Source organism: Streptomyces sp. NPDC021093 (assembly GCF_044333135.1).
In the GTDB taxonomy this organism is placed as follows: domain Bacteria; phylum Actinomycetota; class Actinomycetes; order Streptomycetales; family Streptomycetaceae; genus Streptomyces.
The window spans coordinates 49,617-75,855 of record NZ_JBIRQJ010000003.1 but is presented as its reverse complement, the minus strand read 5'-3'; the positions used below and the strand labels follow the sequence as shown (position 1 = coordinate 75,855).

Sequence of the window (26,239 nt, the reverse complement as noted above, 5' to 3'; positions counted from 1 at the left end):
ACAGCCCATGACGCATGCCCGACACCTCCCCGACGGTTTCCTCTGGGGCGCCTCCACCGCAGCCCACCAGATCGAGGGCGGCAACACCAACAGCGACTGGTGGGAGTTCGAGCACAGCTCGATCCCCCTCATCAAGGAGCCCAGTGGTGACGCCTGCGACAGCTACCACCGCTGGCGCGAGGACATGGACCTGCTGGCCGGACTCGGCTTCACCGACTACCGGTTCAGCATCGAGTGGGCCCGTATCGAGCCCGCCCCCGGCGAGTTCTCCCACGCCGCGATCGCCCACTACCGGCGCATGGTCGAGGGCGCCCGGGAGCGCGGGCTGCGGCCCATGGTGACCCTGCACCACTTCACCAATCCCCGGTGGTTCACCGAGCGCGGCGGCTGGGCGGCAGCCGGATCGGACGAGCTGTTCGCCCGCTTCCTCACGGCGGCCGCACCCGTCTACGCCACCGACGTGGCACACGCGTGCACCATCAACGAACCCAACATCGTCGCCGTCATGGCCACCGCCCAGGCCGAAATCCTCTCCGGCAAGGCCGTGTCCTTCGCCGAGAACCCGCCCGCACCGGACGGGGCCACCACCGAAGCTCTGATACGGGCGCACGCCCGCGCCGTCGAGACGGTCAAGTCCCTCGCCCCGCACGTGAGTACCGGCTGGTCCCTCGCCAACATGGTGTGCCAGCCGCTGCCCGGGGCCGAGGACGTCGCCGCCGCATACCGGCACCCGCGGCTGGACGTCTTCCTCGAAGCCGCCCGCGGCGACGACTGGCTCGGTGTGCAGGCTTACACCCGCACGCTCATCGGCCCCGAGGGCCGGCTGCCCGTGCCCGAGGACGCCGAACGCACCCTCATGGGCTGGGAGTACTACCCGCAGGCGCTGGGCCACGCCCTGCGGCACAGCGCTTCCGTCGCCCCCGGCACCCCCCTGATCGTCACCGAGAACGGCATCGCCACCGCCGACGACACCCGCCGCGTCCACTACACCGCCGGCGCTCTGGAGTCCCTCGCCGAGGCCATGGACGACGGCATCGACGTCCGCGGCTACTTCCACTGGAGCGCCCTCGACAACTACGAGTGGGGCCGCTACGCACCCACCTTCGGCCTGATCGCCGTCGACCGCGAGACCTTCGTCCGTACGCCCAAGCCCTCCGCCGCCTGGCTCGGCGCCGCCGGACGCAGCCGCGTCCTGCCCACGCACGCCTGAGCCCCCTCCGCCGATCCCCCTCTGCCGAAAGGAGCATCCCGTCATGAAGGCGATCATGGTGATGTTCGACAGCCTCAACCGGCACATGCTGCCGCCGTACGGAGGCGACTGGACGCACGCGCCGAACTTCGCCCGGCTCGCCGAGCGCGCCGTCACGTTCGACAACGCGTACGCGGGCTCGCTGCCCTGCATGCCGGCCCGCCGCGAGATCCACACCGGGCGGCACAACTTCCTGCACCGAAGCTGGGGTCCGCTGGAGCCGTTCGACGACTCCATGCCCGAGCTGCTGAAACAGCACGGCGTCTACACCCACCTCGTCAGCGACCACCCGCACTACTGGGAGGACGGCGGCGCGACCTACCACGGCCGGTACCACACCTGGGAGTTCTTCCGCGGGCAGGAGGGCGACCCGTGGAAGGGGCAGGTCGCCGACCCTCCGATGCCCGAGAACCTCAAGCGGGTGCGGTTCGGTGCCGGCTACCGCCAGGACTGGGTGAACCGGCAGCACATGGCGACCGAGGACCGGCACCCGCAGACCCTCACCTTCGACGCGGGCCTGGAGTTCGTCCGTACCAACAAGGACTCCGACCGGTGGTTCGTCCAGATCGAGACCTTCGACCCGCACGAACCCTTCTTCAGCCACCAGCGGTACAAGGACCTCTACCCGCACGACTACGCAGGGCCGCACTTCGACTGGCCCGACTACAAGCGGGTGGTGGAGACCGACGAGCAGGTCGAGCACGGGCGGATGGAGTACGCGGCGCTGCTCTCCATGTGCGACCGGTCGCTGGGGCGCGTACTGGACACCATGGACGAGCTGGAGCTGTGGGACGACACCCTGCTCGTCGTCAACACCGACCACGGGCTGCTGCTCGGCGAGAAGGGGTGGTGGGGCAAGAGCGTCCAGCCGTGGTTCAACGAGCTGGTGCACCTGCCGCTGTTCGCCTGGGACCCGCGTACGGCGGTGGCGGGGGCACGACGGGAGGCCCTGGTGCAGACCGTCGACCTGGCCCCCACCTTCCTGGAGTTCTTCGGGGTCGACCGCCCCGCCGACATGCAGGGCAGTCCGCTGCCCGTCGCGGCGGACACACCCGTGCGGGAGGCGGGCCTGTTCGGCATTCATGGTGGGCACGTCAACGTCACCGACGGCCGTCACGTCTACCTGCGCGCCCCCGTCTCGCCCGCCAACTCCCCTCTGCACGAGCACACGTTGATGCCCACCCATATGAAGGGCCGCTTCACCCCCGCCGAACTCGCGGACCTGGAACTGGCCGAACCCTTCACCTTCACCAAGGGCGTCCGCACCCTGCGCGTGCCGGGCCGCTCAGTCCTCAACCCGTACCACCACGGCACGCTCCTCTTCGACCTGGAGACCGACCCCGAGCAGCTCGCCCCGCTGATCGACGACGCCGCCGAACTGCGCATGGCGACCCTGATGGTCGAGCTGATGCGGGCCAACGACGCACCGCCCAGCCAGTACGAACGTCTCGGCCTGCCCGAACAGGGACCCGTGACCGACGCCCATCTCCTGGTCCGCGCCCAGCGCGAGCAGGCGGAACGGGCCGCGGAGCCGCTGCCCCGCGCCGAGGAGTACCCGGCGGGCCGTCTCTCGCTGCGCACCCCGCTCCAGGCACTGCTCTCCGACCCGTTCGCCGTCGAGGTGCTGCGCAGACACCTGCCGGGCGTCGCCGATTCCGAGCTGCTCCAGCTGATCGGGTCCACACCGCTCATCGACGTCGCCGCCATGGCGGGCGCGTTCTTCCCGCCCGCCCAACTGCGCCTGGTCGCCGAGGAGTTGGCAGAACTCTGACATGCAGGGGTACGGCCTCAGTCCGCCGTCTCCTCAAGGATCCGGCGGATCTCCTCCGCCGGGTACGGAGTCCCCCGGTCCTCCTTCTCCACCCTGCCGATGAAGTCCGTCACGACCGCCGCGAGCGGTGCGTGCCGCACGAGGAGCGCCGTGGCGCCCGGAGGCCCCGCCGGGGGACGCTCACCGTCGGCGAGCGCGCGTATCAGGGCCTCGCGCTCGGCACGCTTGTACCCGTACAGGCCGCTGATCAGCCAGTTCACCAGGTAACTGAGCGCGTAGGCACGGTCGTACGTGCGGTGCCTGTCGAAGAAGTCGGCCTCGCCGGGCGACAGGTCGAAGCGGGAGGAGAGGGCCAGGCCGTAGTCGGTGAAGTAGAGGCGGTGGCCGTCGGTCAGGATGTTCTGGAAGTGGGCGTCGAAGTGCAGGAGGCCACGGTCGTTCATGAAGGAGACCCCGGCCTCCAGCTCCCGCTCCACCATGGCACAGGCCCGGTCGGCGGCTACCTCGTCACCGGCACGCAGCTGCTCGGTGAGCCAGGTGTGCAGGGTCTGCGGGAGGTACTCCAGGAAGAGCACGAGGCTCGCCGGGGACTTCTGCAGCGCCTCAAGGCGACGGCGCATCCCCGGCTCGCCGCCCCAGTACTCCACGACCCGGTCCACGTCGGCGAGCTCTTCCGGGAGGGGGGCCGGCTCCGCGTCGGGGAGTACCCGCCAGTGGTACGTCAGCGGGAAGCCGTGGTGCTGCCCGGCGAGCACCCAGTTCGTGGTCATGGTGTGCACGGCGGCCTCCCGCCACACCCCGAAGCCGGGGCCGCCGATGGCGCCGACCCCGTACTGGCAGAAGACGGGCAGTCCGAACACGTCGGCCGTGGAGCGGGCGTGCTCCGGCCGCAGCTCCTGCTCGGTGAGGGGCACCCGCTTCACGAAGACCGGCGTGCCGTCGATCTCCAGCAGCGCCGACCGCCCGCCGATGCCGGAGCCGAGCGGTGCGGCGGCATCGAGGAGTTCGGTCAACTTCCGGTCGCTGCGCAGGGCGAGGGAGGTGGACACAGCGCTGTACGCGGCGGACCGCGCTTCGGCCGTCGTACCGGTTTCCTCGGTCGTCTCGCGCAATTCCCGCACCTCATCCGTTCGTTCCGGTGGTCTGTCCGGTGAACGTACCGGTGGCCTGATCCCTCCCTTGCGCCGTGTGGGGAAAGGGTGAAGATTCTCGTTGGCCGGGACGGACCACACCAGCTCCGGCCGTCGAGCGACGGACAAGGGGCGGGCGTTGAACGGACGTAATGCGTGGCGAGGGGCACTTCGCGGGGCCGTGGCACTGGCACTGGCCTGTTCCGGGGCGCTGGCCCTGACTCCCACGGCGGGCGCCGCAGCCGCTCCAGGGGCGACGGTCGCAGGCTGTGCGGTGGATGCCCAGGCGCAGGGACAGCGGGGCAACGCGACCGGGGACCCGGTCTCCGTACCGCGTGTCGACGGCAGGATCGAGCAGTTCCAGACGTTCTACGACCCGACCTCGACGGGCGGTCTGCCGTTCCTCTGGCACCGCTCGCAGCCCGCGCCCGGCGCGGCGTACGGGGAGTGGGCCCGGGTGAGCGCGACGACGGTGGGCCCCAAGTCGTACACCGTCACCGGGATCGAGAACGCGGCGGGCGGCATCGAGCTGCTCTGGTCCGCCTACGGCTCCTTCTGTCACTCCGCCCTGCGCTCCGGCAGCACGGAGTGGCCCGCGGCCGACGCCTTCGGCCTGCAACCGGCGCCCTACCACGGCGCGGTGACACTGCACCGGCGGTTCAACGGGACGATCCTCGCGATCGCCTCGTCGAACCTCACCGGCCGCTCGGCCGCATCGCGCACCCTGTACGCGGAGGACGCCGCGGCCGGCGCATGGCGGCCGGTCGCCTTCGCGGGCGTGGTGCCCGAGGCCAACGTCGGCCTCGGGCAGCCCGAAGTGGTCGCCGAACTCCCCGACCGCCGGATCAGGGTCAAGGCACGCGAGTGGAACCGGGACCGCTACTGGACCCAGATCGAAGCGGCTCCCGACTTCGGCCGCCCGTCCGGCTGGTGGAACAACCAGTGGACCCTGTGCACGACACCGGCCTGCACCTGAGGGTCGAGGGCGGTCACGGCGGTCACGGCAGTCACGGCAGTCCACGTTCGGGCACCGTGACAGCATGGCCGAATGCTGAGCATCGAGATCAACGGCAGGCCTCCCCGCGCCGAGGACCTGCACCGGGCCGCCGCCTGGAACTACGGGCACTACACCTCGATGCAAGTGCACCAAGGGGCCGTACAGGGACTGGAGTTGCACCTCGGCCGGATGCGGGCGGCCTCGCACGAGTTGTTCGACACCGCCGTCGACACGGATTCCGACCGGATACGTGCCCTGCTGCGGCACGCGGTCGGCACGGATCAGGACGCTTCGGTACGGATCACGGTGATTCCGCACGAGAGCGACCCGGACCGTACGGACGTCATCGTCGCGGTCGACGAGCCGGCGCCCGCGTCTCCCCTCCCACCGTTGCGGGTCCGGACCACCCCCTTCGAACGGGACCTGCCCCACCTGAAGCACCTCGCGACCATGGGCGCCACCCACCGGGCGCTGCAGGCCCGGAAGGACGGTTACGACGACGTCCTGTTCGTCGGGCGGGACTCCCTGGTGCTGGAGGGCTCGGCGTGGAACGTGGTGTTCTGGGACGGCGAGCAGGTCGTCTGGCCGGAGGCCCCGATGCTGTCCGGCATCACGATGCAGCTCCTCCGGCCCGGCCTGACCCGGGCCGGAGTGCCCTGGACCTCGCGCCCCGTACGAGCAGCGGACCTGCCGTCGTTCCTGTCCGCCGCCGCCAGCAACTCGCACTGCCCGAGCCGGCCGGTCGCCCGCGTGGACGACACCGACCTCGCGCGCGACGCGGGGGCGCTGGTGAAGGCGCTCGACACGGCGTGGGCCACCGTCGAGTGGGAGGCGCTCTGAAGCCCCGTAGTGCTTCAGCAGTGATCAGTACTGCCCCGTAGTGCTTCGTCAGGCGTCCCGGACCCGCTCCGGCGTCCAGATCCCGCCCTCCGGGCGGCCCGGATACGCCGCCGTGAGGTGGTCGCGCAGTGCCGTGAGGGCGGGGTGCGGGTTGTCGGTGCGCCAGATCAGGGAGTGCGGATAGACCGGGGTCGGGTCGTGCAGGGGGATGCGTCGCAGGTCGTGGCCCGCGGGCCAGACCAGCGGGGTCTGCTCGCTGACGAAGGTCGCCAGCGTCGAGGAGTCCGCGATCGTGTCGAGGAGGTGCTCGATGCCGAAGTTGGGGCCGATCGCGTCGATGGTGAGCCCGAACTCGGCGGCGAGTTCGTCGTAGTAGGCGGCCCACTCGGTGCCGGGGATGTTGCCGGGCATCCAGATCCGGCGCCCGGCGAGCTGGGCGGGTGCGATCGAGCGGGCGGTGGCGAACTCGTGGGCCGGTCCGGTGAACAGCTGCAGCGGCTCGTCGAAGACAGGTACGGCCTCGACGCCTTCGGGAAGCTGCCGGCCCGGCAGGTCGACGGCGCGGAAGGTCGCGTCGATCGTCCCGGACCGTACGGCGGCGACGGCCGTGTCGAAGTCGAAGAGGGTCACGACGTCGAGATCCGTCTCGGGGTACGCCCCGTGGAAACCGCGCAGCAGCCCCGCCACCGAGAGCCGGCGGCCGATCACGTCGACGCGCAGCGCCCGGCGCCCCGGCCGTACGGAAGCGGCGGCCCGGTCCTCGGCCTGGAGGAGGGCGCGGGCGTACGGCAGGAACGCCTGCCCGTCGATGGTGAGCCGGACCCCGCGCGCGGTGCGGCTGAACAGCTGCACGCCGAGGTCCTTCGCCAGCACGGCGATGCGCTTGGAGACGGCCTGCGGGGTGATCGACAGGTCGACGGCCGCTTCTTGGAACTGTCCCGCGTCGACGGCGGTGACGAAGGTGCGCACAGCAGTGAGGTCCACGCCGACCATCCTAGGCAGACAACCAACTGTTGAGCGTGGTCGGCGAAATCATTGGTTGATCCCTTGCTGCCTGCTCACTTTGATGTCTCCGGTCAACTCCTGGTTTTGCGCCCACCGCACACCCCGACGGTCAGCGCCACTGCCGCGAGCGCCGCGGCGGACCACAGCAGGGGTGTGCTGCCGGCCGCTTCCACGACGGTGCCGCCGAGGAACGCGCCCAGGGCGATCGCTGCCGTGAAGACGCCGACGTACAGCCCGGTGATGTGCTCGACGCGGTCCGGTGCGGACTGCGTCATCCAGGCGAGACCGGCCACCGAGAGCCCGCCGTACGCCAGACCCCACAGGGCCATCCCGAAGCCGGTGACCGACGCGACGGTGCCGAAGAGCGCGAGCAGCAGGATCGACGCGCCGATGCCGGCCGCGAGGCCCAGCACGGTGTGCCGCGCACGGCGCGCGGCGAGGGCGCCGGCGGCGAAGTTGCCGATCAGCCCGAAGAGTCCGTAGAGCAGCAGGAACAGGGCGACGGTCCCGGGCGTCACCCCGGTGCGCTCTTCGAGTACGGGTCGTACGTAGGTGTAAGCGGCGAAGTGCGCGGTGACGAGGAACACGGTCAGCAGCAGGCCGACGGCCACCGGGGCGTTGCGCAGCAGGGGTTGGCGGGCGGTCCCGGACTCTCCCCGGCCCGCGGGCGCGGCCGGGCGGGGCAGCCGGGGCAGGACCAGGAGCAGCCCGGCGGTGAGGAGCAGCGCGGCGGCGGTCAGCGCGGCGAACGCGGTGCGCCAGCCGAAGGAGTTGCCGACGAGCGTGCCCAGGGGAACGCCGACGACCGAGGCCGCCGCGACCCCGCCGACGGTGCAGGAGACGGCCAGCATGGCGTTGCGGGGTGCCACGAGCCGGGTCGCGACGGCGGACGACAGGCCCCACACCGCGCCCATCCCGACCCCGACGACGATCCGGGAGACGACCAGCAGTCCGAAGCCGCCCGCGGCGGCGGTCAGCGCGTTGCCGACGGCCAGCACCACCATCGCCGCGGCCAGCACCACCCGCCGGTCGAGCGCGCCGAGCACGCGGGGCACGACCGGGGCGGTGACCGCGGTCACCACGCCGGTGACCGAGAGGCTGAAGCCCGCCGTGCCCGGGCTGATGTGCAGACCGTCGGCCATCGGGGTCAGCACGCCGATCGGCAGCATCTCCGACGTGACGACCACGAACGTGCTCAGGGCCAGGACGGCGACCCCGATCCACTGCCACGGCGTGGTGCGCTGCTCCGGGCTCGGCCCTGGTCGGGAGTCGTGGGTGGGGGCGGGGAGGGAAGTGGAGGTGTGGGAACTCATGACGCCAGCCAAACAGCGCCCCCGACCAGGAACAACGGCGATTTCCTCATCGATCGATCAACCACGCTCATCGATTAGGCTCGTCGGCATGAACCAGGCCCACGTCCAGGAGATCGAGTGCCTGCTCGCACTCGCCGACGAGTTGCACTTCGGCCGGACCGCGGTCCGCCTCGGCTGTTCCCAGAGCCGGGTCAGCCAGCTCGTCGCGAGCCTCGAACGGCGCGTCGGCGTACGGCTCGTCGACCGGACCAGCCGCCGCGTGGCACTGACCCGGTTCGGGGCGCAGTTCGTCGACGAGGTGCGGCCCGCCTACGAGGCGTTGAACACCGTCATCACCCGGGCCCAGGCCCGTGCCCGGCGCGGCGCCCTGCACGAGATCCGGATCGGTTTCCACGGCAGCGTCTACGAGGAGGTCACCGAGGCCTTCCGCCGGCTCCGCGCCCGGCACGAGGTGACGATGGTGCTGAGCGAGATCCCGTGGGGCTCGCCCTTCTCGGCCGTGCTCGACGGCAGGCTCGACGCCGTCGCGGTCGAACTCCCCGCCAGGGAGCCCGAGTTGACCGTCGGGTTCCGCTTCCCGCCGCAGGACCAGCTGCTGGTCGTCTCCTCCTCCCACCCGCTGGCCGACGCCGGCCGCGTACAGGCGGAGGAGCTGGCGGGCCTGGACGTACTGCGTCCGGCCGGGGACGCCCCCGAGTACTGGAAGGCCGCCCGCGTGCCGCGCACCACGCCCGCGGGCACGCCCATCCGTTCCACGGCGGGGATCACCACGGTCCAGGAGGGCCTGGCGCTCGTGGCCGGCGGCGACCACGCCATGCTGGTGTGCCGGCCGATCGCCGAGCGGGTCGTCCGCAGCGATGTGCGGTACCTCGTGGTCGAAGGCCTCGACGAGCCCTCACAGCTGGGGCTGATCTGGCGCACCGACCGCGCGACCCCTCAACTGGCAGCGCTGGCCGGGCTGTTGGGCGAGGAGTTCGCCCGCGCCGAGGCCGCGGGGGCCGCACAGACCGCGCGGACCGCAGGGACTCAGGGCGCGTATGGCAGCTGACGCTTGTGGTCGGTGAGGCGGTAGCGGCGGACGATCGTCTCGAAGGCGGCCTCGCCCACCGGCTTGCCCTCCAGGAAGTCGTCGATCTCGTCGTACGTCACCCCGAGGGCGTCCTCGTCGGGCTTGCCCGGGTCGAGGGTCTCCAGGTCCGCCGTCGGGACCTTCCACACCAGCTCGGCCGGGGCTCCCAGCGCGTCGGCGACGCCCCGTACCCGGCGCTTGGTCAGTCCGGTCAGCGGTACGACGTCGGCGGCGCCGTCCCCGTACTTCGTGAAGAACCCCGAGACCGCCTCGGCCGCGTGGTCGGTGCCCACGACCAGGCCGTTCTGTGCGCCCGCGACCGTGTACTGGGCGATCATCCGCTGCCTGGCCTTGATGTTGCCCTGGACGAAGTCCTGGTGGCGCGCGTCCCGGAAGGTCACCCCGCCGGCCAGCGCGGCCTCCAGCGAGGCGTCGCTCGCGGACTTCACGTCCACGGTCAGGACCTGGTCGGCGTTGATGAAGCCGAGGGCGAGCTGGGCGTCCTTCTCGTCGGCCTGGACGCCGTACGGCAGGCGCATGGCGTAGAAGGTCGCCTCGTGTCCGGCGGCGCGGGCCCGCTCCACGGCGAGCTGGCAGAGCCGGCCCGCGGTCGTGGAGTCCACCCCGCCGCTGATGCCGAGCACCAGCGACCGCAGCCCCGTGGAGGTGAGCCGCTCGGCGAGGAAGGCCACCCGCCGCTCGATCTCCCGCTCCGGATCGAAACTCATCGACACCTGGAGATCCCGTGCGATCTCCTGCTGCAGGGTGCTGGACGCCGGGTCGGTCACGGCTGCTCCTCGTACTCGCTCGTGGTGGGCTGGGGCGGAGGCCGGGAGCCGCCGCTCTCCCCGACTCTATGCTGCGTGCTCTCCCGGCCTCCGACCTGCCCGTACGTCATGGCCTACCGCTTGTGCCACTCCTCGGCCAGCAGCTCGTACGAGCGCACCCGGTCCGCGTGACCGTGGGTGATCGTGGTGATCAGCAGCTCGTCCGCGCCGGTGGCCTCCCGCAGCTGTTCCAGCTGGTCGGCGACGCGCGCCGGAGAGCCGACGAACTGGGTCTCGACCCGGTCCTGGACCAGCGCACGGTCCGCGTCGGTCCACACGTGGGCGCGGGCCTCGTCCGGGGTGGGGAACGGGATCGCGCCCTCGGCGGTGCGGATGCTGCGGACCCAGGGGGCGTACCCGGTGGCCAGTTCGCGGGCGGTCTCGCCGTCCTCGGCGACGACGACGTCCGCGGACACGCTGACGTACGGCTTGTCGAGGATGTCGGACGGCTGGAACGCGGCGCGGTAGCCCTCCGCCGCCTCCAGCACCGTGCCGGGGCTGACGTGGTAGTTCGCCGCGAAGCGGAGCCCGCGCCGGCCTGCGACCTCGGCGCTCTCGCCGCCGCTGCTGCCCAGGATCCAGAGTTCCAGCTCCGCACCCTCGCCAGGGACGGCATGTGCTTCGATGCCGTCCGCCGAGCGGTACGTGCCCGCCAGCAGCGCCTGGATGTCGTCGATCTGCTCGCCGTACTCCTGCGACTCGGCATGCGGCTGCCGGAGCAGCGCACGCTGGAGGGCGACGCGCGGCGAGCCGAGCAGGTGCGCGAAGGAGAACCGGGGCGGGATGCGCAGGCCGTTCGGGGCGTGTCCTTCGACCACCGGGGTCGCGTCCGGCAGCGGGGCGGCGGGCGACCCGGGCGGGCGGCCGCCGGAGCGGCCGAGGCCCAGGTCGATGCGGCCCGGGTGGAGCGCGTCGAGCAGGCCGAACTCCTCGACCGTGGAGAGGGCGGTGCGGTGGCCGAGTTGTACGGCACCGGCGCCGAGCCGGATGTCCGAGGTCGCGGCGGCGGTCAGGGCGAGGACGACGGCGGGCGAGGTGCCGGCCACGCCCGGGTTGAGGTGGTGCTCGGCGAACCAGTAGCGGGCGTACCCGAGGCGCTCGGCCTGCTTGGCCAGGTCGATGGAGTTGCGGAGCGCGTCGGTGGCGGTGGAACCGGACGGGACCGGAACGAGGTCGAGGACGCCGAGGGGGATGTCGGACATGGTGGGAGTTCTCCTCAGTGGTCGGGGGTTGCGGATGCGGTCACCGAGCGGTCACCGAGCGGTCACAGATACGGGGCCGGGACCGGGGCCGGGGACCGGCACGGAGGCGGCGGCCGGAGCGGCGGCCGGGGCGGGCGCCGCGAGGACCGGCGCCCACGGGAACGGCGGGTCGGGGATCTCGCGGCGCAGTACCGGAGCGACGTCCGACTGGAAGAGGGTCAGCGAGTCCCTGTGCTGACGGCCCGTCAACCCTCCTGCGTCCGCGTGCAGATGGAGCACCGTGTGGCCGAACTGCTCGTGGTAGCGGTGCACCTTCTCGATGATCTGCTGCGGGCTGCCGATCAGCGCCGAGCTGCGCTCCACGAAGTCCTCCAGGGTCGTGAACACCGGGTTCAGGCCCTGCCGCCGCTGCTGTGCCAGGCTCGCTTCGAAGGTGGGCCGGTAGGCGGCGACCGCCTCCTGGGAGGTGCGGGCCGCATAGAAGCCGGCCGTGCCCGCGCCCACCGCGATGCGGGCCGGGTCGTGCCCGTAGTGTTCCCAGCGCTCGCGGTAGTGGCGGATCAACTCGGCATACGGCTCTATGGGGTTGGTGACGTTGGCTGAGAAGAGCGGATCGCCGTAGCGGGCTGCCAGATCGACCGATTCCCTGCTGGTCGCGCTGCCGTGCCAGACCCGGACGGGCTGCTGGAGCGGCCTGGGCCACACCTCCGCCCGGTCGAGTTCCGGCCGGAAGCGGGTCTTGGCGCTCACCTTGTCCTCGCGCCAGATCCTGCGGAACAGCTCGTAGCTCTCGGCGTTGCGGTCCCACTGGTCGTCGACGGTGACCCGGAACAGGTCGCGCTGCGCGGTGCCGTTGCCCTTCCCGACGATCAGCTCAAGGCGTCCGCCGGAGAGGTGGTCCAGCGTGGCGTAGTCCTCGTACGCGCGCACCGGGTCGAGGAGGCTGAGGGTGGTGACCGCCGTGAACAGCCGGATCCGCGAGGTGAGTGCGGCGAGGTGGCTCAGCACGACGGGCGGCGACGAGGAGATGAACGGCCGTTCGTGCCGCTCCCCCACCCCGAACCCGTCGAAGCCCAGCTCCTCGGCGAGCAGGGCGTTCTCGATCACTTCGCGGAAGCGTTCACCGGTCGGCTTCCGCACGCCGGTCACCGGGTGCGGCGTGTGCGCGATCAGGGTGATGGCCAGGAACCTCATGACGCGGCTCGCACGGCCCGCGGATCGGCGTCCGGGTGCGTCAGGCCGAGGTGGTCGCGCAGGGTGGTGCCCTCGTACTCCGTGCGGTGGACGCCGCGCTCCTGGAGCAGGGGGACGACGGTGTCGGCGAAGGCGTCGAGGCCGCCGGGGGTGACGTGCGGGACCAGGATGAAACCGTCGGACGCGTCGGCCTGGACGAGGTCGTTGATGGTCTCGGCGACCGTGGCCGGGGCCCCGACGAAGGTCTGGCGGTTGCCGGTCTCGATGACGAGGTCCCGGATGGACCAGTTGTTGGCGGTGGCGCGCTCGCGCCATTCGCGCGCGGTGGCCAGTGGGTCTCGGTACATCCGGACCTGGGCGCGCCCCCGGGCCACGGTGTGCTCGCCGGGGTCCGGGTCGATGTCGGGGAGCGGTCCTTCCGGGTCGTAGGCGGACAGGTCCCGGTTCCAGACGAATTCGAGGTGCTTGATCGCGGTGGCGCCGCTGACCTGCTGTCGGCGTACCTCGCGGGCCAGTTCCTGTGCCTCGGCGTCCGTGTCGCCGAGGACGAAGGTGGCGGCGGGCAGGATGAGCAGCTGGTCGTGGCCGCGGCCGTACCGGGCGAGGCGGCCCTTGACGTCCGCGTAGAACGTCTGGCCCTCCTTGAGGGTGGCGTGCCGGCTGAAGATCGCGTCGGCGCTCGCCGCGGCGAACTCGCGGCCCTCATCGGAGTCGCCCGCCTGGAAGATCACCGGACGGCCCTGCGGGCTGCGCGGGACGTTGAACTGCCCCTGGATGTCGAAGTGTTGACCCTGGTGCGCGAAGGCTCCGGCCTGTGCGTCCCGCAGGAAGGTGCCGGTCCGCTGATCGGCGGCGATCTCGTCGCCGAGCCAGGAGTCGAAGAGTTCGTGCGCGGTGGCCAGGAACTCCTTGGCGCGGGAGTAGCGCTCCTCCTGCGGCAGGAAGCCGCCGCGGCGGAAGTTCTCGCCGGTGAAGGCGTCCCAGGAGGTGACCACGTTCCAGGCGGCGCGCCCGTCGGAGAGGTGGTCGAGGCTGGCGAACTGGCGGGCCACCTCGTACGGCTCGTTGAAGGTGGAGTTGATGGTGCCGGTCAGGCCGAGGCGTTCGGTGACGGCGGCGAGCGCGGTGAGGACCGTGAAGGTGTCGGGGCGGCCCACGACGTCCAAGTCGTATATCTCGCCGCCCTGTTCTCGCAGCCGCAGCCCTTCGGCGAGGAAGAGGAAGTCGAACTTGGCGCGCTCGGCGGTCCGTGCGAGGTGCGCGAAGGAGCTGAACTCGATGTGGCTGCCCGCCTCGGGGTCGCTCCACACGGTGGTGTTGTTGACGCCGGGGAAGTGTGCGGCGAGGTGGACCTGCTTGAGGGGTTTGTCGTGCTTCTTACTGCTCATGGCCGGGGGCCTTCCTGCTCGGACTCGGGCGGACTCAGGAGGATTCAGGCAGGGGTGGGCACAGCGGCCGCGTAGCGGTTGACGGGGCGGGCGAGGCCGAGCAGTCCGCGCAGGGTGTCCGCCTCGTACGACTGCCGGAACGCGCCGCGGCGCTGGAGTTCGGGCACCAGTCCACGGGTGACGGCCGGGAGGTCGTGGCCCGCGACGGCGGGCCGCAGCCGGAACCCGGACAGCCCGGCCTCCTGCGACTCCTGGAGCAGATCGGCGAGTTGGGCGGGTGTGCCGGTGAAGACCGGGGCGTCACTGGTGTACGGGCCACTGCCCGCAAGGGCGTCCAGCCGGTCCCGGCGGGCCGCGGCGGCGCCGGGGTCTTCGTCGAGGAAGACCACCAGGTCGCCGAAGACGTGCAGGGTGTCGTCGGCACGCCCCGCCGCCTCCTGCTCGGCGCGGATCTCGGCGACGGCTGCGCGGGCCTGGGCGGCGTCGTGCGGGGTGACGTACCCGATGTCGGCGGACCTGGCGACGAGGCGGTACGGGGCGGTCCCGTGGGCCAGGGCACTGACGACCGGCTGGCCCTGGGGCGGCCGGGGGGTGATCGAGGGGCCCTTCACCCGGAAGTGCTTGCCCTCGAAGTCGACGTAGTGGAGCTTCGCGCGGTCGATGAAGCGGCCGGTCGCCACATCCCGGATCTCCGCGTCGTCCTCCCAGCTGTCCCACAGCCTGCGTACGGCCTCGACGTAGTCGGCGGCCTCGTCGAGGAGTTCGCCCGCCGCGTGCTGTCCGGCGGGGGTGGCGTATCCCCCGGCGGGGACCGGCGGGACCGTACGGCGCCCGAAGTGGGCGGCCTCGTTCGGGCGGCCGGTGACCTGGACGCGCAGGCCCGCGCGGCCCGAACTCACGTAGTCGAGGGTGGCGATGGCCTTGGAGAGGTGGAACGGCTCGGTGTGGGTGGCCACCACCGTCGGCACGAGGCCGATGTGCCGGGTCAGCGGGGCGATCCGCGCGGCGACGAGCACGGCGTCGAGACGGCCGCGGACCTGGTCGGTGCGGTCGTCGGGCGCGGTGGGGTGCGAGGACTGGAGACCGAGGCCGTCCTCGATGGTCACGAAGTCGAGCAGCCCGCGTTCGGCCTCGGTGACGAGGTCCAGCCAGTAGGCGGCGGTGAGGAGTTCACGGGGCCGGGCGACGGGCTCGCGCCAGGCGGCGGGGTGCCAGCCGGCGCCGTCCAGGGCGACGGCGAGGTGCAGGGGCGTGGGTGAGGGTGAGGGTGAGGGTGAAGGCGTGGGCGTGAGTGACACGGAGGGGTCCCTTCCTGAACGGATCGGGTCGGATCGGGTCGGTGTACGGACGACGGAGGTGGCCCGGCGGGGCTACGCCGCTTCCGCCGGGTGGCCGGTGTCTGCTTGCGGTGCCGCGCCCGGGGCTCGTACGAGCAGGAAACGGTTGTGGCGGCGCAGGGTGAAGCCGATCGACTCGTAGAGCCGGATCGCGGCGGTGTTGCTCGCGGCGGTGTGGAGGAAGGGGGTCTCCCCGCGTTCCCTGATGCCCGCCGCCACCGCCCGGACCAGTCGGGTGGCCAGCCCCCGGCCGCGCCAATCGGGGTGGGTGCAGACGGCGCTGATCTCGGTCCAGCCCGGCGGGTGCAGCCGTTCGCCCGCCATGGCGATCAGCCGACCGTGGTCCCGGATGCCGAGGTAGGTGCCGAGTTCGACGGTGCGCGGCAGGAAGGGGCCCGGCTTGGTGAGGGCGATCAGTTCGAGGACCTCGGGCACGTCGGCGGGGCCGAGCCTGACCGCTTCGGGCGCGGGTTCCGCGTGCAGCGAGGTGTCGACCAACTGGACGCCTTCGACGCTCTGTTCGGTCCGCCATCCGTCGGGCACGCTCCCGTCCGGGACCCCGGTGACGGCGGTGTCGGCACCGGGCCCGACGAGCCGGGCGAGGTCGTCCCAGGCACGGGGATCGGCGGGGTCTTCGAGGGCGGTGAACGCGGCCACGTCCACGGGGTAGCGGGCGGCCCGCCCGACCCGCTCGGCGAGGTGGGCGTGCGGGCCGGTCAGGGCGGCCCAGGCGGCGTTGTCGAGGAGGTGTGGCTGGGGCGGGGACGTCGGGGACGTCGGGGCGTGGTCGACGCTGGTGGCCATGGCGGTACGGGATCTCCGTCTCGGGGTGGGTGGGTGGGTGGGTGCGGGGCGGTCGCGGGGGTGCGGTCGGGGGGCGTGCGGTCGGGGAGGGGCGTGCCGCAGTGGGGGCCGCCCCCTTGCCCACCCGTCCCGCCCCCGGGGGGCGGCCCCGCTGCCCAAGAGGGCTAGGGGGCTAAGGGGGCAGGCTTTTAGGGGCGCGGGGAACTGCGCGACCAGCCACGACGCACCCGCACCATGACCACCCGCTCGGCGGCCAGCCACGACGCACCCGCACGAAGCCCACCGGCACGACCCACCGCTCACGACTGGGAAAGCGGCAACCCCGGCGGGTTGACCCGCGAGGCCGGGACCGCCTCGTTGGAGAGGTTCCAGGCGGCGAGCCACTCCGCATACTGCCCGTTCTTGATCAGATGGTTGATCGCGGCAGCGACCGGCTCGGCGAGGCCGCTGCCCTTCTTCGCGGTGGCCGCGATCAGCCCCTGGAGCTTCTCGCCCGCGCCGGAGACCCTGCCCGCGTTACGGGTGGGGTTGGGGGACTTCGCGGTCTGCGAGACGTGGTACGAGATCGAGGGGTTCGGGCCGAAGTAGGCGTCGATCTTTCCGCTGGCCAGCGCCAGGAACGTGGCGTTCAGGTCCTGGTAGTACTTGACGGTGAGCGGCTTGCCCTCCTTGGCCAGCTTCGCCTTCCAGTCCAGCAGGATCTTCTCCTGGTTGGTGCCGTTGCCGACGGAGACGGTCCGGCCCGCCAGCTTCCGGTAGTCGCCGCCGAAGTTCCAGGTGCTCTTCTTCGGCACCTCGAAGGCGAGGTCGTCGTGCCGGTAGGAGGCGAACTCGTACTTCCTCTTGCGCTCCTCGGTGTCGGTGACGTTGGAGAAGGCCACGTCGACCTTGCCGCTGTCGACCCCGACGAACATGTTCTCCCAGGTCGAGTTCTTCACCTCGACCTCAAGCCCGAGCACCGCGCCGACCAGCCGGGCGAGGTCCGGTTCGGCGCCGGTGAGGGTCTTCTGGTCGTCGCCCACGAACGACAGCGGCGGGAATCCGGCGGGGAGCGCCCCCACCCCGACCACCAGCCTGCCGCTCCTGGCGACCTTCTCGGGCAGTCCTGCGCTGATCGACTTCACCTCGGGCACCTTGAGCGAGGTCTCCTTGCCCGCGCCGTTGGAGAGGGCGCCGACGGTGACCGTGCCGTCCGGGGCACCTCCGTTCCTGGTGGCGGCGCCGCTGTCGCCGCCGCACGCGGCCAGGGAGACGGCGAGCGATGCGACGGCGGCGGAGGCTGCCACGCCCCGGAACAGTTTGCGGCGGAGTCGGAGGTGGAGGCGGTGCGGAAGGGCGAGGGCGCTCATGGCTGTCCTTGTGGGGTGAGGGCGGGTCGCGGCGGGTCGGGTCGCGGCGGGCGGTTCGTTACGGGGAACGGAGTTCAGAGCACCCGGCTCAGGAAGTCCCGGGTCCGTGGGTGCTCCGGGTGGTCCAACACCTGCTCCGGCGGGCCCTGTTCGACGATGCGGCCCCCGTCCATGAAGACCACCCGGTCGGCGATCTCCCGGGCGAAGCCGATCTCGTGGGTGACGATGACGAGGGTGGTGCCGCTGCCCGCGAGGTCCTTGATGACCTCCAGGACCTCGCCGACCAGTTCGGGGTCGAGCGCCGAGGTCGGCTCGTCGAAGAGGATGACCCCGGGGCGCAGGGCGAGCGCGCGGGCGATGGCCACCCGCTGCTGCTGGCCGCCGGAGAGCTGGCGCGGGTAGGCGTCGGCCTTGTCGGCGAGGCCGACCCGGGCCAGCAGGTCGCGGGCCAGCTCCCGGGCCGCCTGCTTGGTCCGTTTGCCGGTCGCCACCGGGGCGGCGGCCACGTTGTCGAGCACGGTCAGGTGCGGGAAGAGGTTGAAGTTCTGGAAGACGAAGCCGATCCTGCTGCGCTGCGCCAGGATGGCCCGTTCGCTCAGCTCCTTGAGCCGTGTGCCGTGCCGGCGCACGCCGATCGGTTCGCCGTTCAGGCTGACGTGACCGGCCTCCGGCTTCTCCAGGTGGTTGATCACCCGCAGGAGAGTGGACTTGCCGGAGCCCGAGGGGCCGAGAACGACCGTGACCTCGCCGGGTCGTACGGTCAACTCCACACCTTCCAGAACCTGTTGGGCTCCGTACCACTTGTGCACACCGTGCACCTGGAGCGCGGCAGGGCGCACGGCAAGCGTCTCGGCGCTTTCGGTGCGCTCAGTGCGCTCAGTGCTTTCGATGCTCTCGGCGCTCATGTCGCGGTCTCCCTCTTGGCGCGGGCCCGCAGCTCACCGAGGCCGTCGCGGACCTTCTGCAGCGGGGTCGGCGGCAGGGTGCGCAGGGCGCCCCGCGAGTAGTGCCGCTCGACGTAGAACTGGATGACGGACACGACGCTGGTGAGGATCAGGTACCAGGCCGTGGCGACCAGCAGCAGCGGCACGATGTCGCCGGGGTAGGTGCTGCCCATGCTCTGCACCGCACCGAACAGGTCGAGCAGCGAGACGTAGAAGACCAGCGAGGTGGCCTTGACCAGGCCGATCAGTTGGTTGACGTAGTTCGGCACGATGGAGCGCAGGGCCTGCGGGAAGACGATCCTCGCGAACTGGTAGCGCTTCGGGAGGCCGAGCGCCGCCGCCGCTTCGTGCTGCCCCTGGTCGACGGAGAGGAGTCCGCCGCGTACGACCTCGGAGGCGTACGCCGCCTCGTTGAGGCTCAGGCCGACGACGGCGACGGCCATGTCGGTGGCGAGGCGGGACTCGTCGAAGGTGAAGAAGGCGGGACCGAACGGCACGCCCAGGCTCAACGTCTGGTACAGCGCGCTGAAGTTGTAGAGGAACAGCAGGACGACGATCAGTGGCACGGACCGGAACAGCCAGGTGTAGACCCAGCTGACCGTGCGCAGCACCGGGTTGGGCGAGAGTCTGGCCAGCGCGAGCAGCACACCGCCCAGCAGCCCCAACACGGCGCTGTACGCGGTGACTTGGAGGGTGACGAGCAGACCGTCGAGGATCGTCGGGCGCAGGAACCAGTACTCGAACCGGTCCCACTGGTAGAAGGGGTTGGTCACCAGGCCGTGGACGACCTGGGCGACGAGTACGAGCACTGCGGCCGTGATGATCCAGCGGCCGGGCCGCCGGAGCGGAAGGACGCGTTGCGCCGCCGGAGGCTTCGGCGGGGCGGCGGGGCGGGGTATCGCCTCGGCGGGCGGCGCTGAGCCGGGGGCCACAGCGGTGCCGGGAGATTCACTCATGGAGAGCTCCAGCGGATTCGGTTCCCCCGGCCGGACCGCACAAGGGCTCCGCACCCGTGCCGCACCGCACCACGCCGATCAAGTACGAGTCGGATCAGGTACGAGTCGGTGGCATGCGGCGACGCACGGGCACGCGCGGAACGAGGGCCGGACGGGGAGGGAGAGGACGCACCGCGACGGCGGTGGACGTCAGAGAGTCAGAGCACCGGCGGCCGTGACGGAAGAGCCGTCAGGCCAGGCAGCAAGTGCCCGTACACAGTGCGCTGTTGACGCGCAGCAGGTCGACGGTTCGGTCCGCGCACAGCAGGACGCGACCGCGGGACCGCCAGGCGGTCGTCCCCTCGGCTGCGTCCATCGCGTTCACCGTCACCATTCCGCCCCGTGGGGCCTCACGTCTGCCGAACCATGCCTGCCGGACGTGGACCCACGCCCGATCTGCGCCGAAGTTAGGCAGGCACCGGAGGTATTGTCAACGCCGTTGCGCACCGCGGGAGATGCCCCGCGATGCGCCCCCGACGGCGTCCTGAGGCGTCCGCGCTTGGGTCCGCCGTGCGATTGCGGTGCGCGGGGAAGCACGCACGAGTTCACGAACCTGACACGTTCAGAGGTGCGAGTCCAGGAAGTCCTTGAGACCGGCGCGGTCCATCGCCCCGGCCTCCGCCACCGCCTCCCCGTTCCTGATCAGCACGAAAGCGGGGGCACCGGTGACACCGAACCTCTTCGTCGGCCCGGGGCACCGGGTCATGTCCGCCCTGACGACCGTCAGCCGGCCCTCGTAGTCACCGGCCGCCTCCCCCACCAGCACGTCCATCTCCTTGCACGCCTGGACCGCCTTGGGCCAGGTCCCGCAGAAGTACGCGAGCACAGGCCCGTCCGCCCTCGCAAGAATGAAGTCGAACTCGTCGCTCTCCAACGGTTGATGAACCCTGCTCGCCACCGGCACTCCTCATGTACTGAATGTTCCTAGTGCACTGAATGTACCGACGGGGGTTCGCAGCCGCTGGCCTAGGGTGGGCGCCATGAGCAGATCCTCTGGCGACTGGCTGCCCGTCACCGCGGGAGAGTCGGGGGCAGCCGTCTTCCGCAGCGCGGACGGCACCCGGTACGCCAAGCGTGTGGCGGCGGAGGCGGCCGGCCTGGCGGCCGAGCGCGACCGGACCGCATGGCTGAGCGAGCACGGCATCCCGGGGCCACGGGTACTGGACTGGCACTCCGGCGATGCGGGGGCTCGCCTGGTGACCAGTGCGGTCCCCGGCGTACCGGCCGACCAGGTGTCCGCCGCTGACCTGCGCACCGCCTGGGACCGCATCGCGGACGCGGTCCGCGCACTGCACGAAGTGCCCGTACGGCAGTGCCCGTTCCGCCGGGACCTGGACTCGGCGGTCGCCCTGGCCCGCGACGTCGTCGCCCGGGGAGCCGTGCACCCTGAGTTCCTCCCCGTCGAGCAACAGGGCACCCCTGCACCGGAGTTGATGGCCCGCCTCCTCCCGCAGGTCGCACAGCGACGGGCGGAGGCGGCCGCCGACACCGTCGTGTGCCACGGAGACCTGTGCCTGCCCAACATCGTCCTGGACCCCCGCACCCTGGACGTGTCGGGCTTCATCGACCTGGGCCGCCTCGGTACCGCCGACCGCCACGCCGACCTGGCGCTGCTGCTCGCCAACGCGCGGGAGACCTGGCCGGACGAGGAGCGGGCGCGACAGGCGGACGCGGCGTTCGCCGAGAGGTACGGGGTCGCGGTCGACTCCGACCGACTGCGCTTCTATCTCCATCTCGACCCGCTCACCTGGGGGTTGGACGACGTCCCGGGAGAAGAGGAGGCATGCCGGTGACGGAGTTCGACGAGTCGGAGCGCCGTATCTGGGCGGGGCGGGCCGAGGCGTACGCAGGCGGTTTCGCCAAGCTCTGCGCCCATACCGTCCCCGGGCTGCTCGACGCCGCGGCGGTCGGGGAGGGGACGCGGGTCCTCGACGTGGGGACGGGGACCGGCACCGTCGCGGTGGCCGCATGCGGGCGGGGGGCGAAGGTGACCGCGGTCGATGCCGAACCGGGCATGGTCGCGCTCGCCGCGCGGGCAGCACCGGAGGCCGACGTACGACTCGCCGCCCTGCCCGAACTCCCCTTTGCAGACACCGAGTTCGATGCCACGGTGGGCAATTTCGTACTCAATCACGTCGGACGGCCACGGGCAGCCCTGGCGGAACTGCGCCGGGTGACGCGGCCCGGCGGGTGGACGGCGGTGACCGTCTGGGCGGCCCCCGCAGCCGGGCAGGCGCTGCTCGGGCGGGCCCTTGGCGCGGCGGGGGTCTCCCGGCCCGCGCACCTGCCCTCGCTCGCCCCGGCAGACGACTTTCCGCGTACGGAAGAGGGGTTGGCCGCCCTTCTGGCCGAGGCCGGCCTGGCGGATGCGCGCTGCGCCACGCTCCACTGGGAGCACCGGACGACACCCGAGGAATGGTGGAGCGGCCCGGCCGCCGGGGTGGCGACGATCGGGCAGATCGTGACGAGCCAGCCACCCGGGGTCGTCGACGAGATCAAGGGCCAATTCACCGCCCTGTGCGAGGAGTTCACCGCTCCCGACGGTGCGCTCGTACTGCCCCATGCGGCGCTCATGGCGTGGGGCAGGGTGTAGGGCAGGCAGCTCCGGGGGCGCGCACCCTACGAAAGTAGGCAACGGCCGTCGCCGAAAGTGTGCAGACCCCCGCCTGCTCCGATTCCTATCGTGACGGCCATGAACGATGCGATCATCCAGGCCGTCGAAGGCTTCGTCGCCACCCCTTGGGTGTACGTCGTGCTCTTCGGCATCGCCGCCCTCGACGGCTTCTTCCCCGTGGTCCCCAGCGAGACCCTGGTCATCACCCTGGGGGTCTTCGCCGCCTCCTCCTCGTCGGGCGAGCCCCAGCTCTTCCTCGTGATCCTCGTCGCCGCGCTCGGGGCGTTCACCGGTGACCACATCTCGTACGCGATAGGCCGCAGGTCGGGCGACCGGATCTTCGCGCGGCTGCGTCCTGGCAGCCGTACCCGCAAGGCGTACGAGCGGGTGGGCAAGGTCCTGGCGGAGCGCGGCGGGCTCGTCCTGGTGGTGGCCCGCTACATCCCGGGCGGGCGCACCGCCGCCACGCTCACCACCGGTGCCACCGGCTTCCCGCGCCGTTCCTTCACCCGTTACGACGCGATCGCCGCGTCCACCTGGGCGGTCTACTCCGCCTGCCTCGGCTTCCTGGGCGGCGCCGCCTTCGAGGACGAACCGCTGCTCGGGGTCGCGCTGGGGCTCGGCCTGGCGTTCTCGATCACCCTGCTGCACGAGGCGGTCAGGTACGTCCGCCGGGGTCGCGCACCGCAGACGCCCGAACCGGACTCCGGGCTTGAAGTTGCCGCAACGGCAGCTCCTACTGTCCTGACCGGGGCCGGAGAGACCGGCCTTGGTGAAGTACCCGTGCGGGAGAGAGGTGGCGGCGATGGCCTGGCCGATCGCTGAGGTCGCCCGGATGTCCGGGGTGACCGCTCGGACGCTGCGGCACTACGACGGGATCGGTCTGCTGCCGCCCGCGTGGATCGGCGGCAACGGCCACCGCTACTACGAGGAGAGCGACCTGCTGCGGCTGCAGCAGATCCTCGTACTGCGGGCGCTGGGTCTCGGACTGCCCGAGATCGGCAGGGTCCTGGCCGCGCGGGTCGACGAGGTGGAGGCCCTGCGCGGCCACCACCGTCGGCTGCTCGACGAGCGCGACCGGCTCGACGCCCTCGCCGCCACCGTCTCCCGCACGATCACCGAACTGGAACATTCCAGGAAGGACGGTGGCTCCATGACCGCCATCAACCGGCCGGAGAACCTCTTCGAGGGGATCCGGCCCGCCCAGTACGGGGAGAACCTGCGGGACTTCCCCGAGCTGGCCGGACAGGTCCAGCGGCACACGGCGACGATGAGCGAGGAGGAGATCGAGGCCGGGCACCGGGACCGTACGGCACAGATGATCAGGCTGGCCGAGCTGCTGGCCGCCGGAGAACCCGCCGACTCCGCGGCCGTACAGGCGGAGGTGGACGCCCAGTTCCGGGGGCTGACCAGGATCCGCGGCGCGGTGTCCGCCGACGAGTACCGGGCGATCGGGCGTGCCTGCGTGAAGAACGAGCAGTGGCGGGCCGCGTACGAGGCCATCGCCCCGGGCCTCGCCGCGTACCAGCGGGACGCCATCGAGGCGTACGACCCCGGGGAGGAGCGAGACGGCCGCTAGCGCCGAACGCGCTGCCTGGCCGTCACCGAGCCGGGGTGGCCCTCGCCGTACAGGGGTCGGCGAGGGCCACCCCTCAGCCCGTGTGACCTCAACCCGTGTGAAGGACCCGGAAGCGGCCCGGGTCCGCCGGGTCCCGGTCGACGACCTGGATCGGCGGCCCGGCCCACTGCCACACGCCGATGCCCTGCGTACGGGAGAACCGGATCCTCCCGCGCGTGCCCTCGACTGCCACGCGCGGCCAGGACGCGGCGATGTGCGCCCGGTCCGTGCCGTGGGAGCGCAGCACCTCGGCGAGGACGGTGACCGTGTCGTAGCCCTCGAAGGCGACGAAGGAGGGCGCTTCGGCCAGCCGGGCGCGGAGGGCCTCCTCGGCTCGCGCCCCGAGGGGGCCGAAGTGCTCGGGCCGGTAGCGCAGGAACGGGATCGCGGCGCCGTCCTCGCCCAGCGTCTGGGCCCATTCGGTGAACTCCGGCTGCCCGGCCGGAGCACCGATCATGATCTCGGCGAGGCGCCGGTCGCGGCGGACGGCCCGGACGATCGGGACCGCCGGTTCCGGGTGGCCGGCCAGCAGGAGGAGGGCGCTCGCACGGCTGTCGACGAGTTCGTCGCACAGTGCCGTGGGGGTCAGCGCCTGCGCGTCGAGTTCAACGAGGGTGCCGCCCCGCGGAGCGAGGTGGTCCCGCAGGATGCGGGCCCCGGACGCCCAGTAGACGCTCGGCTGGGCGGCCACGGCGATCCGGCGGTGGCCCGCGCCGAGCAGGAAGTCCGCGTAGATCCGCCAGCCTCGGGACTGCGGCGGAGCCAGCCGCGCGACCCAGTCCGTCGGCTGCTCGGTGAGTTCGTCGAGAACCGCCGACGAGCACAGGAACGGCAGGCCGAGGGCGTCGGCCCTGGCGGCAGCGGCGCGCGCGACGACGCTGTGGTACTCCCCCGCCAGGGCGGCCACACCCAGGCCTGCCAGTTCGTCCACCGCCGCCACGGCCCGCTGCGGATCGGCCGCGGTGTCCCGGACCACCAGCTCAAGCGGCCTCCCGGCGATCCCGCCCGCGTCATTGACTTCGCGGACGGCCAACTCAAGGCCGGCGAGCAGGTGTTGACCCGCCCCGATCCAGCCGGGCGTGGTCAGCGGTACGAGAGCGCCGATCAGGACGGGCTCGTCCCTCTCGTCCGGCCGTGGCGGGTGCACCTGGGTGATCATGCCGGCCATTGCATCCGCCACTCTCGCCGACGGGCAACCGATTATTCGCCGGGCCGCTCAGTTACGTACCCGGGCCGCTCAGTTGCGTACCCGGGCCGCTCAGCCAGTCACCGGTCCGCTCAGACCAGTTCGCCCGCGCGGGCCACGACCCGTCCCGCGTGCACGACCATGTCCCGCTGCGGCATGTCCACCACGACCTGCGGGGTGCACTCGGCGCGCAGCAGCATGAAGTCGGCCGGGTCGCCGGGCTCGAAGCCCGCCCTGGCCAGGCCCATCACATCGGCGCCGCCGTGGGAGCCCACGGTGAAGCAGTCGGTCAGCTCCTGGTCGAGGCGGACGTCGGTGACCCAGCCCAGGATGTGCGTGCGGTGCAGCATGTCGGCATTGCCGAACGGGCTCCACGAGTCGCGTACGCCGTCCGAGCCGAGGCCGACACGCACCCCGTGCTCCCGCAGCTTCGCGATGGGGAGGACCAGGGACTCGTTGGGCGCCACCGTCGTCAGGGCGATGTCCAGTTCGCCGAGGTCGGCGGCCATGGTGTCGAGGTCGCCCGCCGACATCTTCGTCAGGCAGAAGACATGACTGACCGTCACCTTGCCGCGCAGGGACAGGGACCGGGTGCGCTCGATGATGCCGCGCAGCACCTTGACGCCCTTCTCGTCCCGGTCGTGCAGGTGGATGTCCACGCCGACGTCGTACCGGTCGGCGAGCCGGAACACGAGGTCCAGCTGCTCGTCGAGGGCGTGGTCGAAGCTGATCGGGTCGATGCCGCCGATCATGTCGACGAGGCCGCTGCGCGCGGCGTCCTCCAGGAGCTTGGCGGTGCCCGGCGTACGGATCACTCCGTGCTGCGGGAAGCCCACGATCTGTACGTCCAGGGCGTGCGCGAGCTTCTCGCGCGCCTCGGCGACGCCTTCGATGCCCTTCAGCCCGTAGGCGGGAGCGACGTCGGCGTGCGCCCGCATGGCGCGGGTGCCGCGCGTCACGGCGTGCGCCATCAGCCCGTACACCCGCTCTCCCACCGAGCGGCGTTCGGTGCGGAAGACCTCGACGTCCTGGGCGCAGTAGTCCGCGATCCCACCGGCGGGCCTGCGGGACAGCCAGTCGCCGCCCCAGGTGGTCTTGTCCGGGTGGATGTGCGCGTCCACGAGGGTCGGCAGCGCGAGCCGCCCGCCGCCGTCGATGATCCGCGCGTGCTTGGGCGCGGGGCGGTCGCTGATGCGGCCGTCGAACACCGTCAGGTCGACGGCCTTCTTCGCACCGAAGGGCCGTACGTCGCGGAAGACCACGGTCTCGCGGGGGCGACCGTCGTGGCCGCCCGCCTCGGCCGCGGAGGCGGTGGGGGTGAGGGCGGCGGTGCCCGCGAGGGACGCGGCTCCGGCGAGGACGCCGCGCCGGGAGAGGGGAGGGGGAACCATGCGAGATCTCCTTGAG

The 26,239-nt window shown here is 71.9% G+C and carries 25 protein-coding genes; 9 read left to right on the top strand and 16 right to left on the bottom strand.

All coding sequences use genetic code 11. The annotated features are described in order from the left end of the window. Window positions 1-7: 7 nt before the first annotated feature. Window positions 8-1,210 carry a glycoside hydrolase family 1 protein gene (locus tag ACH4SP_RS09375; protein WP_398412218.1) on the top strand — a complete coding sequence of 401 codons (1,203 nt, stop codon included), beginning with the start codon at window positions 8-10 and terminating at the stop codon, window positions 1,208-1,210. A gap of 43 nt (window positions 1,211-1,253) precedes the next feature. After that, window positions 1,254-3,020, top strand: coding sequence for a sulfatase-like hydrolase/transferase (locus ACH4SP_RS09370; RefSeq protein ID WP_398412215.1), 1,767 nt, complete (start codon window positions 1,254-1,256; stop codon window positions 3,018-3,020). 17 nt (window positions 3,021-3,037) lie between these two features. Here ACH4SP_RS09370 and ACH4SP_RS09365 read toward each other — a convergent pair whose 3' ends face one another. Further along, window positions 3,038-4,132, bottom strand: a complete 1,095-nt coding sequence (locus ACH4SP_RS09365) for a protein kinase family protein (protein ID WP_398412212.1) — start codon at window positions 4,130-4,132, stop codon at window positions 3,038-3,040. A 199-nt stretch (window positions 4,133-4,331) separates the two neighbouring features. Between ACH4SP_RS09365 and ACH4SP_RS09360 the strand changes: the two genes are divergently transcribed. Further along, window positions 4,332-5,126 (top strand): hypothetical protein, encoded by a 795-nt coding sequence (locus tag ACH4SP_RS09360; protein ID WP_398412210.1) that lies wholly within the window; start codon window positions 4,332-4,334, stop codon window positions 5,124-5,126. Between the two features lie 72 nt (window positions 5,127-5,198). Next, complete coding sequence (locus ACH4SP_RS09355) at window positions 5,199-5,987, top strand: aminotransferase class IV (protein WP_398412208.1); 789 nt, start codon at window positions 5,199-5,201, stop codon at window positions 5,985-5,987. Window positions 5,988-6,035: 48 nt separating this feature from the next. On the opposite strand, the gene ACH4SP_RS09350 is transcribed toward ACH4SP_RS09355, so the two are convergent. Together ACH4SP_RS09350 and ACH4SP_RS09345 are read right to left on the bottom strand one after the other, a co-directional pair. Beyond that, window positions 6,036-6,971, bottom strand: coding sequence for a LysR family transcriptional regulator (locus tag ACH4SP_RS09350; protein WP_398412205.1), 936 nt, complete (start codon window positions 6,969-6,971; stop codon window positions 6,036-6,038). Window positions 6,972-7,063: 92 nt separating this feature from the next. Next, window positions 7,064-8,305, bottom strand: a complete 1,242-nt coding sequence (locus tag ACH4SP_RS09345; RefSeq protein WP_398412203.1) for an MFS transporter — start codon at window positions 8,303-8,305, stop codon at window positions 7,064-7,066. A gap of 88 nt (window positions 8,306-8,393) precedes the next feature. Here ACH4SP_RS09345 and ACH4SP_RS09340 point away from each other — a divergent pair, with 88 nt between their 5' ends. Continuing rightward, window positions 8,394-9,353 carry a LysR family transcriptional regulator gene (locus ACH4SP_RS09340; protein WP_398412200.1) on the top strand — a complete coding sequence of 320 codons (960 nt, stop codon included), beginning with the start codon at window positions 8,394-8,396 and terminating at the stop codon, window positions 9,351-9,353. Here ACH4SP_RS09340 and nadE read toward each other — a convergent pair. The 11 genes from nadE to ACH4SP_RS09285 form a co-directional block, all read right to left on the bottom strand. Beyond that, the gene (gene nadE / locus ACH4SP_RS09335) at window positions 9,332-10,162 is read right to left on the bottom strand and encodes an ammonia-dependent NAD(+) synthetase (RefSeq protein ID WP_398412197.1); all 831 of its coding nucleotides are present in this window, start codon (window positions 10,160-10,162) and stop codon (window positions 9,332-9,334) included. The two genes, ACH4SP_RS09340 and nadE, sit on opposite strands and share 22 nt — an antisense overlap. A gap of 113 nt (window positions 10,163-10,275) precedes the next feature. Continuing rightward, on the bottom strand, window positions 10,276-11,403 hold the full coding sequence (locus ACH4SP_RS09330; RefSeq protein ID WP_398412193.1) for an MsnO8 family LLM class oxidoreductase: 1,128 nt from the start codon (window positions 11,401-11,403) through the stop codon (window positions 10,276-10,278). A 51-nt stretch (window positions 11,404-11,454) separates the two neighbouring features. Next, window positions 11,455-12,597 carry an LLM class flavin-dependent oxidoreductase gene (locus ACH4SP_RS09325; RefSeq protein WP_398412192.1) on the bottom strand — a complete coding sequence of 381 codons (1,143 nt, stop codon included), beginning with the start codon at window positions 12,595-12,597 and terminating at the stop codon, window positions 11,455-11,457. Then, on the bottom strand, window positions 12,594-13,985 hold the full coding sequence (locus tag ACH4SP_RS09320) for an NtaA/DmoA family FMN-dependent monooxygenase (protein WP_398412190.1): 1,392 nt from the start codon (window positions 13,983-13,985) through the stop codon (window positions 12,594-12,596). The genes ACH4SP_RS09325 and ACH4SP_RS09320 overlap by 4 nt, the downstream gene beginning before the upstream one ends. 44 nt (window positions 13,986-14,029) lie before the next feature. After that, complete coding sequence (locus ACH4SP_RS09315) at window positions 14,030-15,283, bottom strand: LLM class flavin-dependent oxidoreductase (protein WP_398412187.1); 1,254 nt, start codon at window positions 15,281-15,283, stop codon at window positions 14,030-14,032. Between the two features lie 72 nt (window positions 15,284-15,355). Beyond that, window positions 15,356-16,126, bottom strand: coding sequence for a GNAT family N-acetyltransferase (locus ACH4SP_RS09310; protein ID WP_398412185.1), 771 nt, complete (start codon window positions 16,124-16,126; stop codon window positions 15,356-15,358). A gap of 299 nt (window positions 16,127-16,425) precedes the next feature. Beyond that, the gene (locus ACH4SP_RS09305) at window positions 16,426-17,475 is read right to left on the bottom strand and encodes an ABC transporter substrate-binding protein (protein WP_398412183.1); all 1,050 of its coding nucleotides are present in this window, start codon (window positions 17,473-17,475) and stop codon (window positions 16,426-16,428) included. 74 nt (window positions 17,476-17,549) lie between these two features. Continuing rightward, complete coding sequence (locus ACH4SP_RS09300; RefSeq protein ID WP_398412182.1) at window positions 17,550-18,380, bottom strand: amino acid ABC transporter ATP-binding protein; 831 nt, start codon at window positions 18,378-18,380, stop codon at window positions 17,550-17,552. Further along, the gene (locus tag ACH4SP_RS09295) at window positions 18,377-19,375 is read right to left on the bottom strand and encodes an amino acid ABC transporter permease (RefSeq protein ID WP_398412179.1); all 999 of its coding nucleotides are present in this window, start codon (window positions 19,373-19,375) and stop codon (window positions 18,377-18,379) included. The genes ACH4SP_RS09300 and ACH4SP_RS09295 overlap by 4 nt, the downstream gene beginning before the upstream one ends. A gap of 229 nt (window positions 19,376-19,604) precedes the next feature. Further along, window positions 19,605-19,730, bottom strand: a complete 126-nt coding sequence (locus tag ACH4SP_RS09290; RefSeq protein WP_398412176.1) for a hypothetical protein — start codon at window positions 19,728-19,730, stop codon at window positions 19,605-19,607. Between the two features lie 246 nt (window positions 19,731-19,976). Then, window positions 19,977-20,312, bottom strand: a complete 336-nt coding sequence (locus ACH4SP_RS09285; protein ID WP_398412174.1) for a thioredoxin family protein — start codon at window positions 20,310-20,312, stop codon at window positions 19,977-19,979. 82 nt (window positions 20,313-20,394) lie between these two features. Between ACH4SP_RS09285 and ACH4SP_RS09280 the strand changes: the two genes are divergently transcribed. From ACH4SP_RS09280 to ACH4SP_RS09265, 4 genes are all read left to right on the top strand, one after another. Beyond that, window positions 20,395-21,207, top strand: coding sequence for an APH(3'') family aminoglycoside O-phosphotransferase (locus tag ACH4SP_RS09280; protein WP_398412171.1), 813 nt, complete (start codon window positions 20,395-20,397; stop codon window positions 21,205-21,207). Continuing rightward, complete coding sequence (locus ACH4SP_RS09275) at window positions 21,204-22,007, top strand: class I SAM-dependent methyltransferase (protein WP_398413498.1); 804 nt, start codon at window positions 21,204-21,206, stop codon at window positions 22,005-22,007. Before ACH4SP_RS09280 ends, ACH4SP_RS09275 begins: the two co-directional genes overlap by 4 nt. A 99-nt stretch (window positions 22,008-22,106) precedes the next feature. Beyond that, window positions 22,107-22,853: a DedA family protein gene (locus tag ACH4SP_RS09270; RefSeq protein ID WP_398412169.1), complete on the top strand. Its 747-nt coding sequence runs from the start codon at window positions 22,107-22,109 to the stop codon at window positions 22,851-22,853. Next, window positions 22,834-23,607, top strand: a complete 774-nt coding sequence (locus ACH4SP_RS09265; RefSeq protein ID WP_398412167.1) for a MerR family transcriptional regulator — start codon at window positions 22,834-22,836, stop codon at window positions 23,605-23,607. The genes ACH4SP_RS09270 and ACH4SP_RS09265 overlap by 20 nt, the downstream gene beginning before the upstream one ends. An 88-nt stretch (window positions 23,608-23,695) precedes the next feature. Here ACH4SP_RS09265 and ACH4SP_RS09260 read toward each other — a convergent pair whose 3' ends face one another. Both ACH4SP_RS09260 and ACH4SP_RS09255 read right to left on the bottom strand, forming a co-directional pair. Further along, window positions 23,696-24,805 (bottom strand): ABC transporter substrate-binding protein, encoded by a 1,110-nt coding sequence (locus ACH4SP_RS09260; RefSeq protein WP_398412165.1) that lies wholly within the window; start codon window positions 24,803-24,805, stop codon window positions 23,696-23,698. Between the two features lie 119 nt (window positions 24,806-24,924). Beyond that, window positions 24,925-26,223 (bottom strand): amidohydrolase, encoded by a 1,299-nt coding sequence (locus ACH4SP_RS09255; protein WP_398412163.1) that lies wholly within the window; start codon window positions 26,221-26,223, stop codon window positions 24,925-24,927. Window positions 26,224-26,239 lie beyond the last annotated feature (16 nt).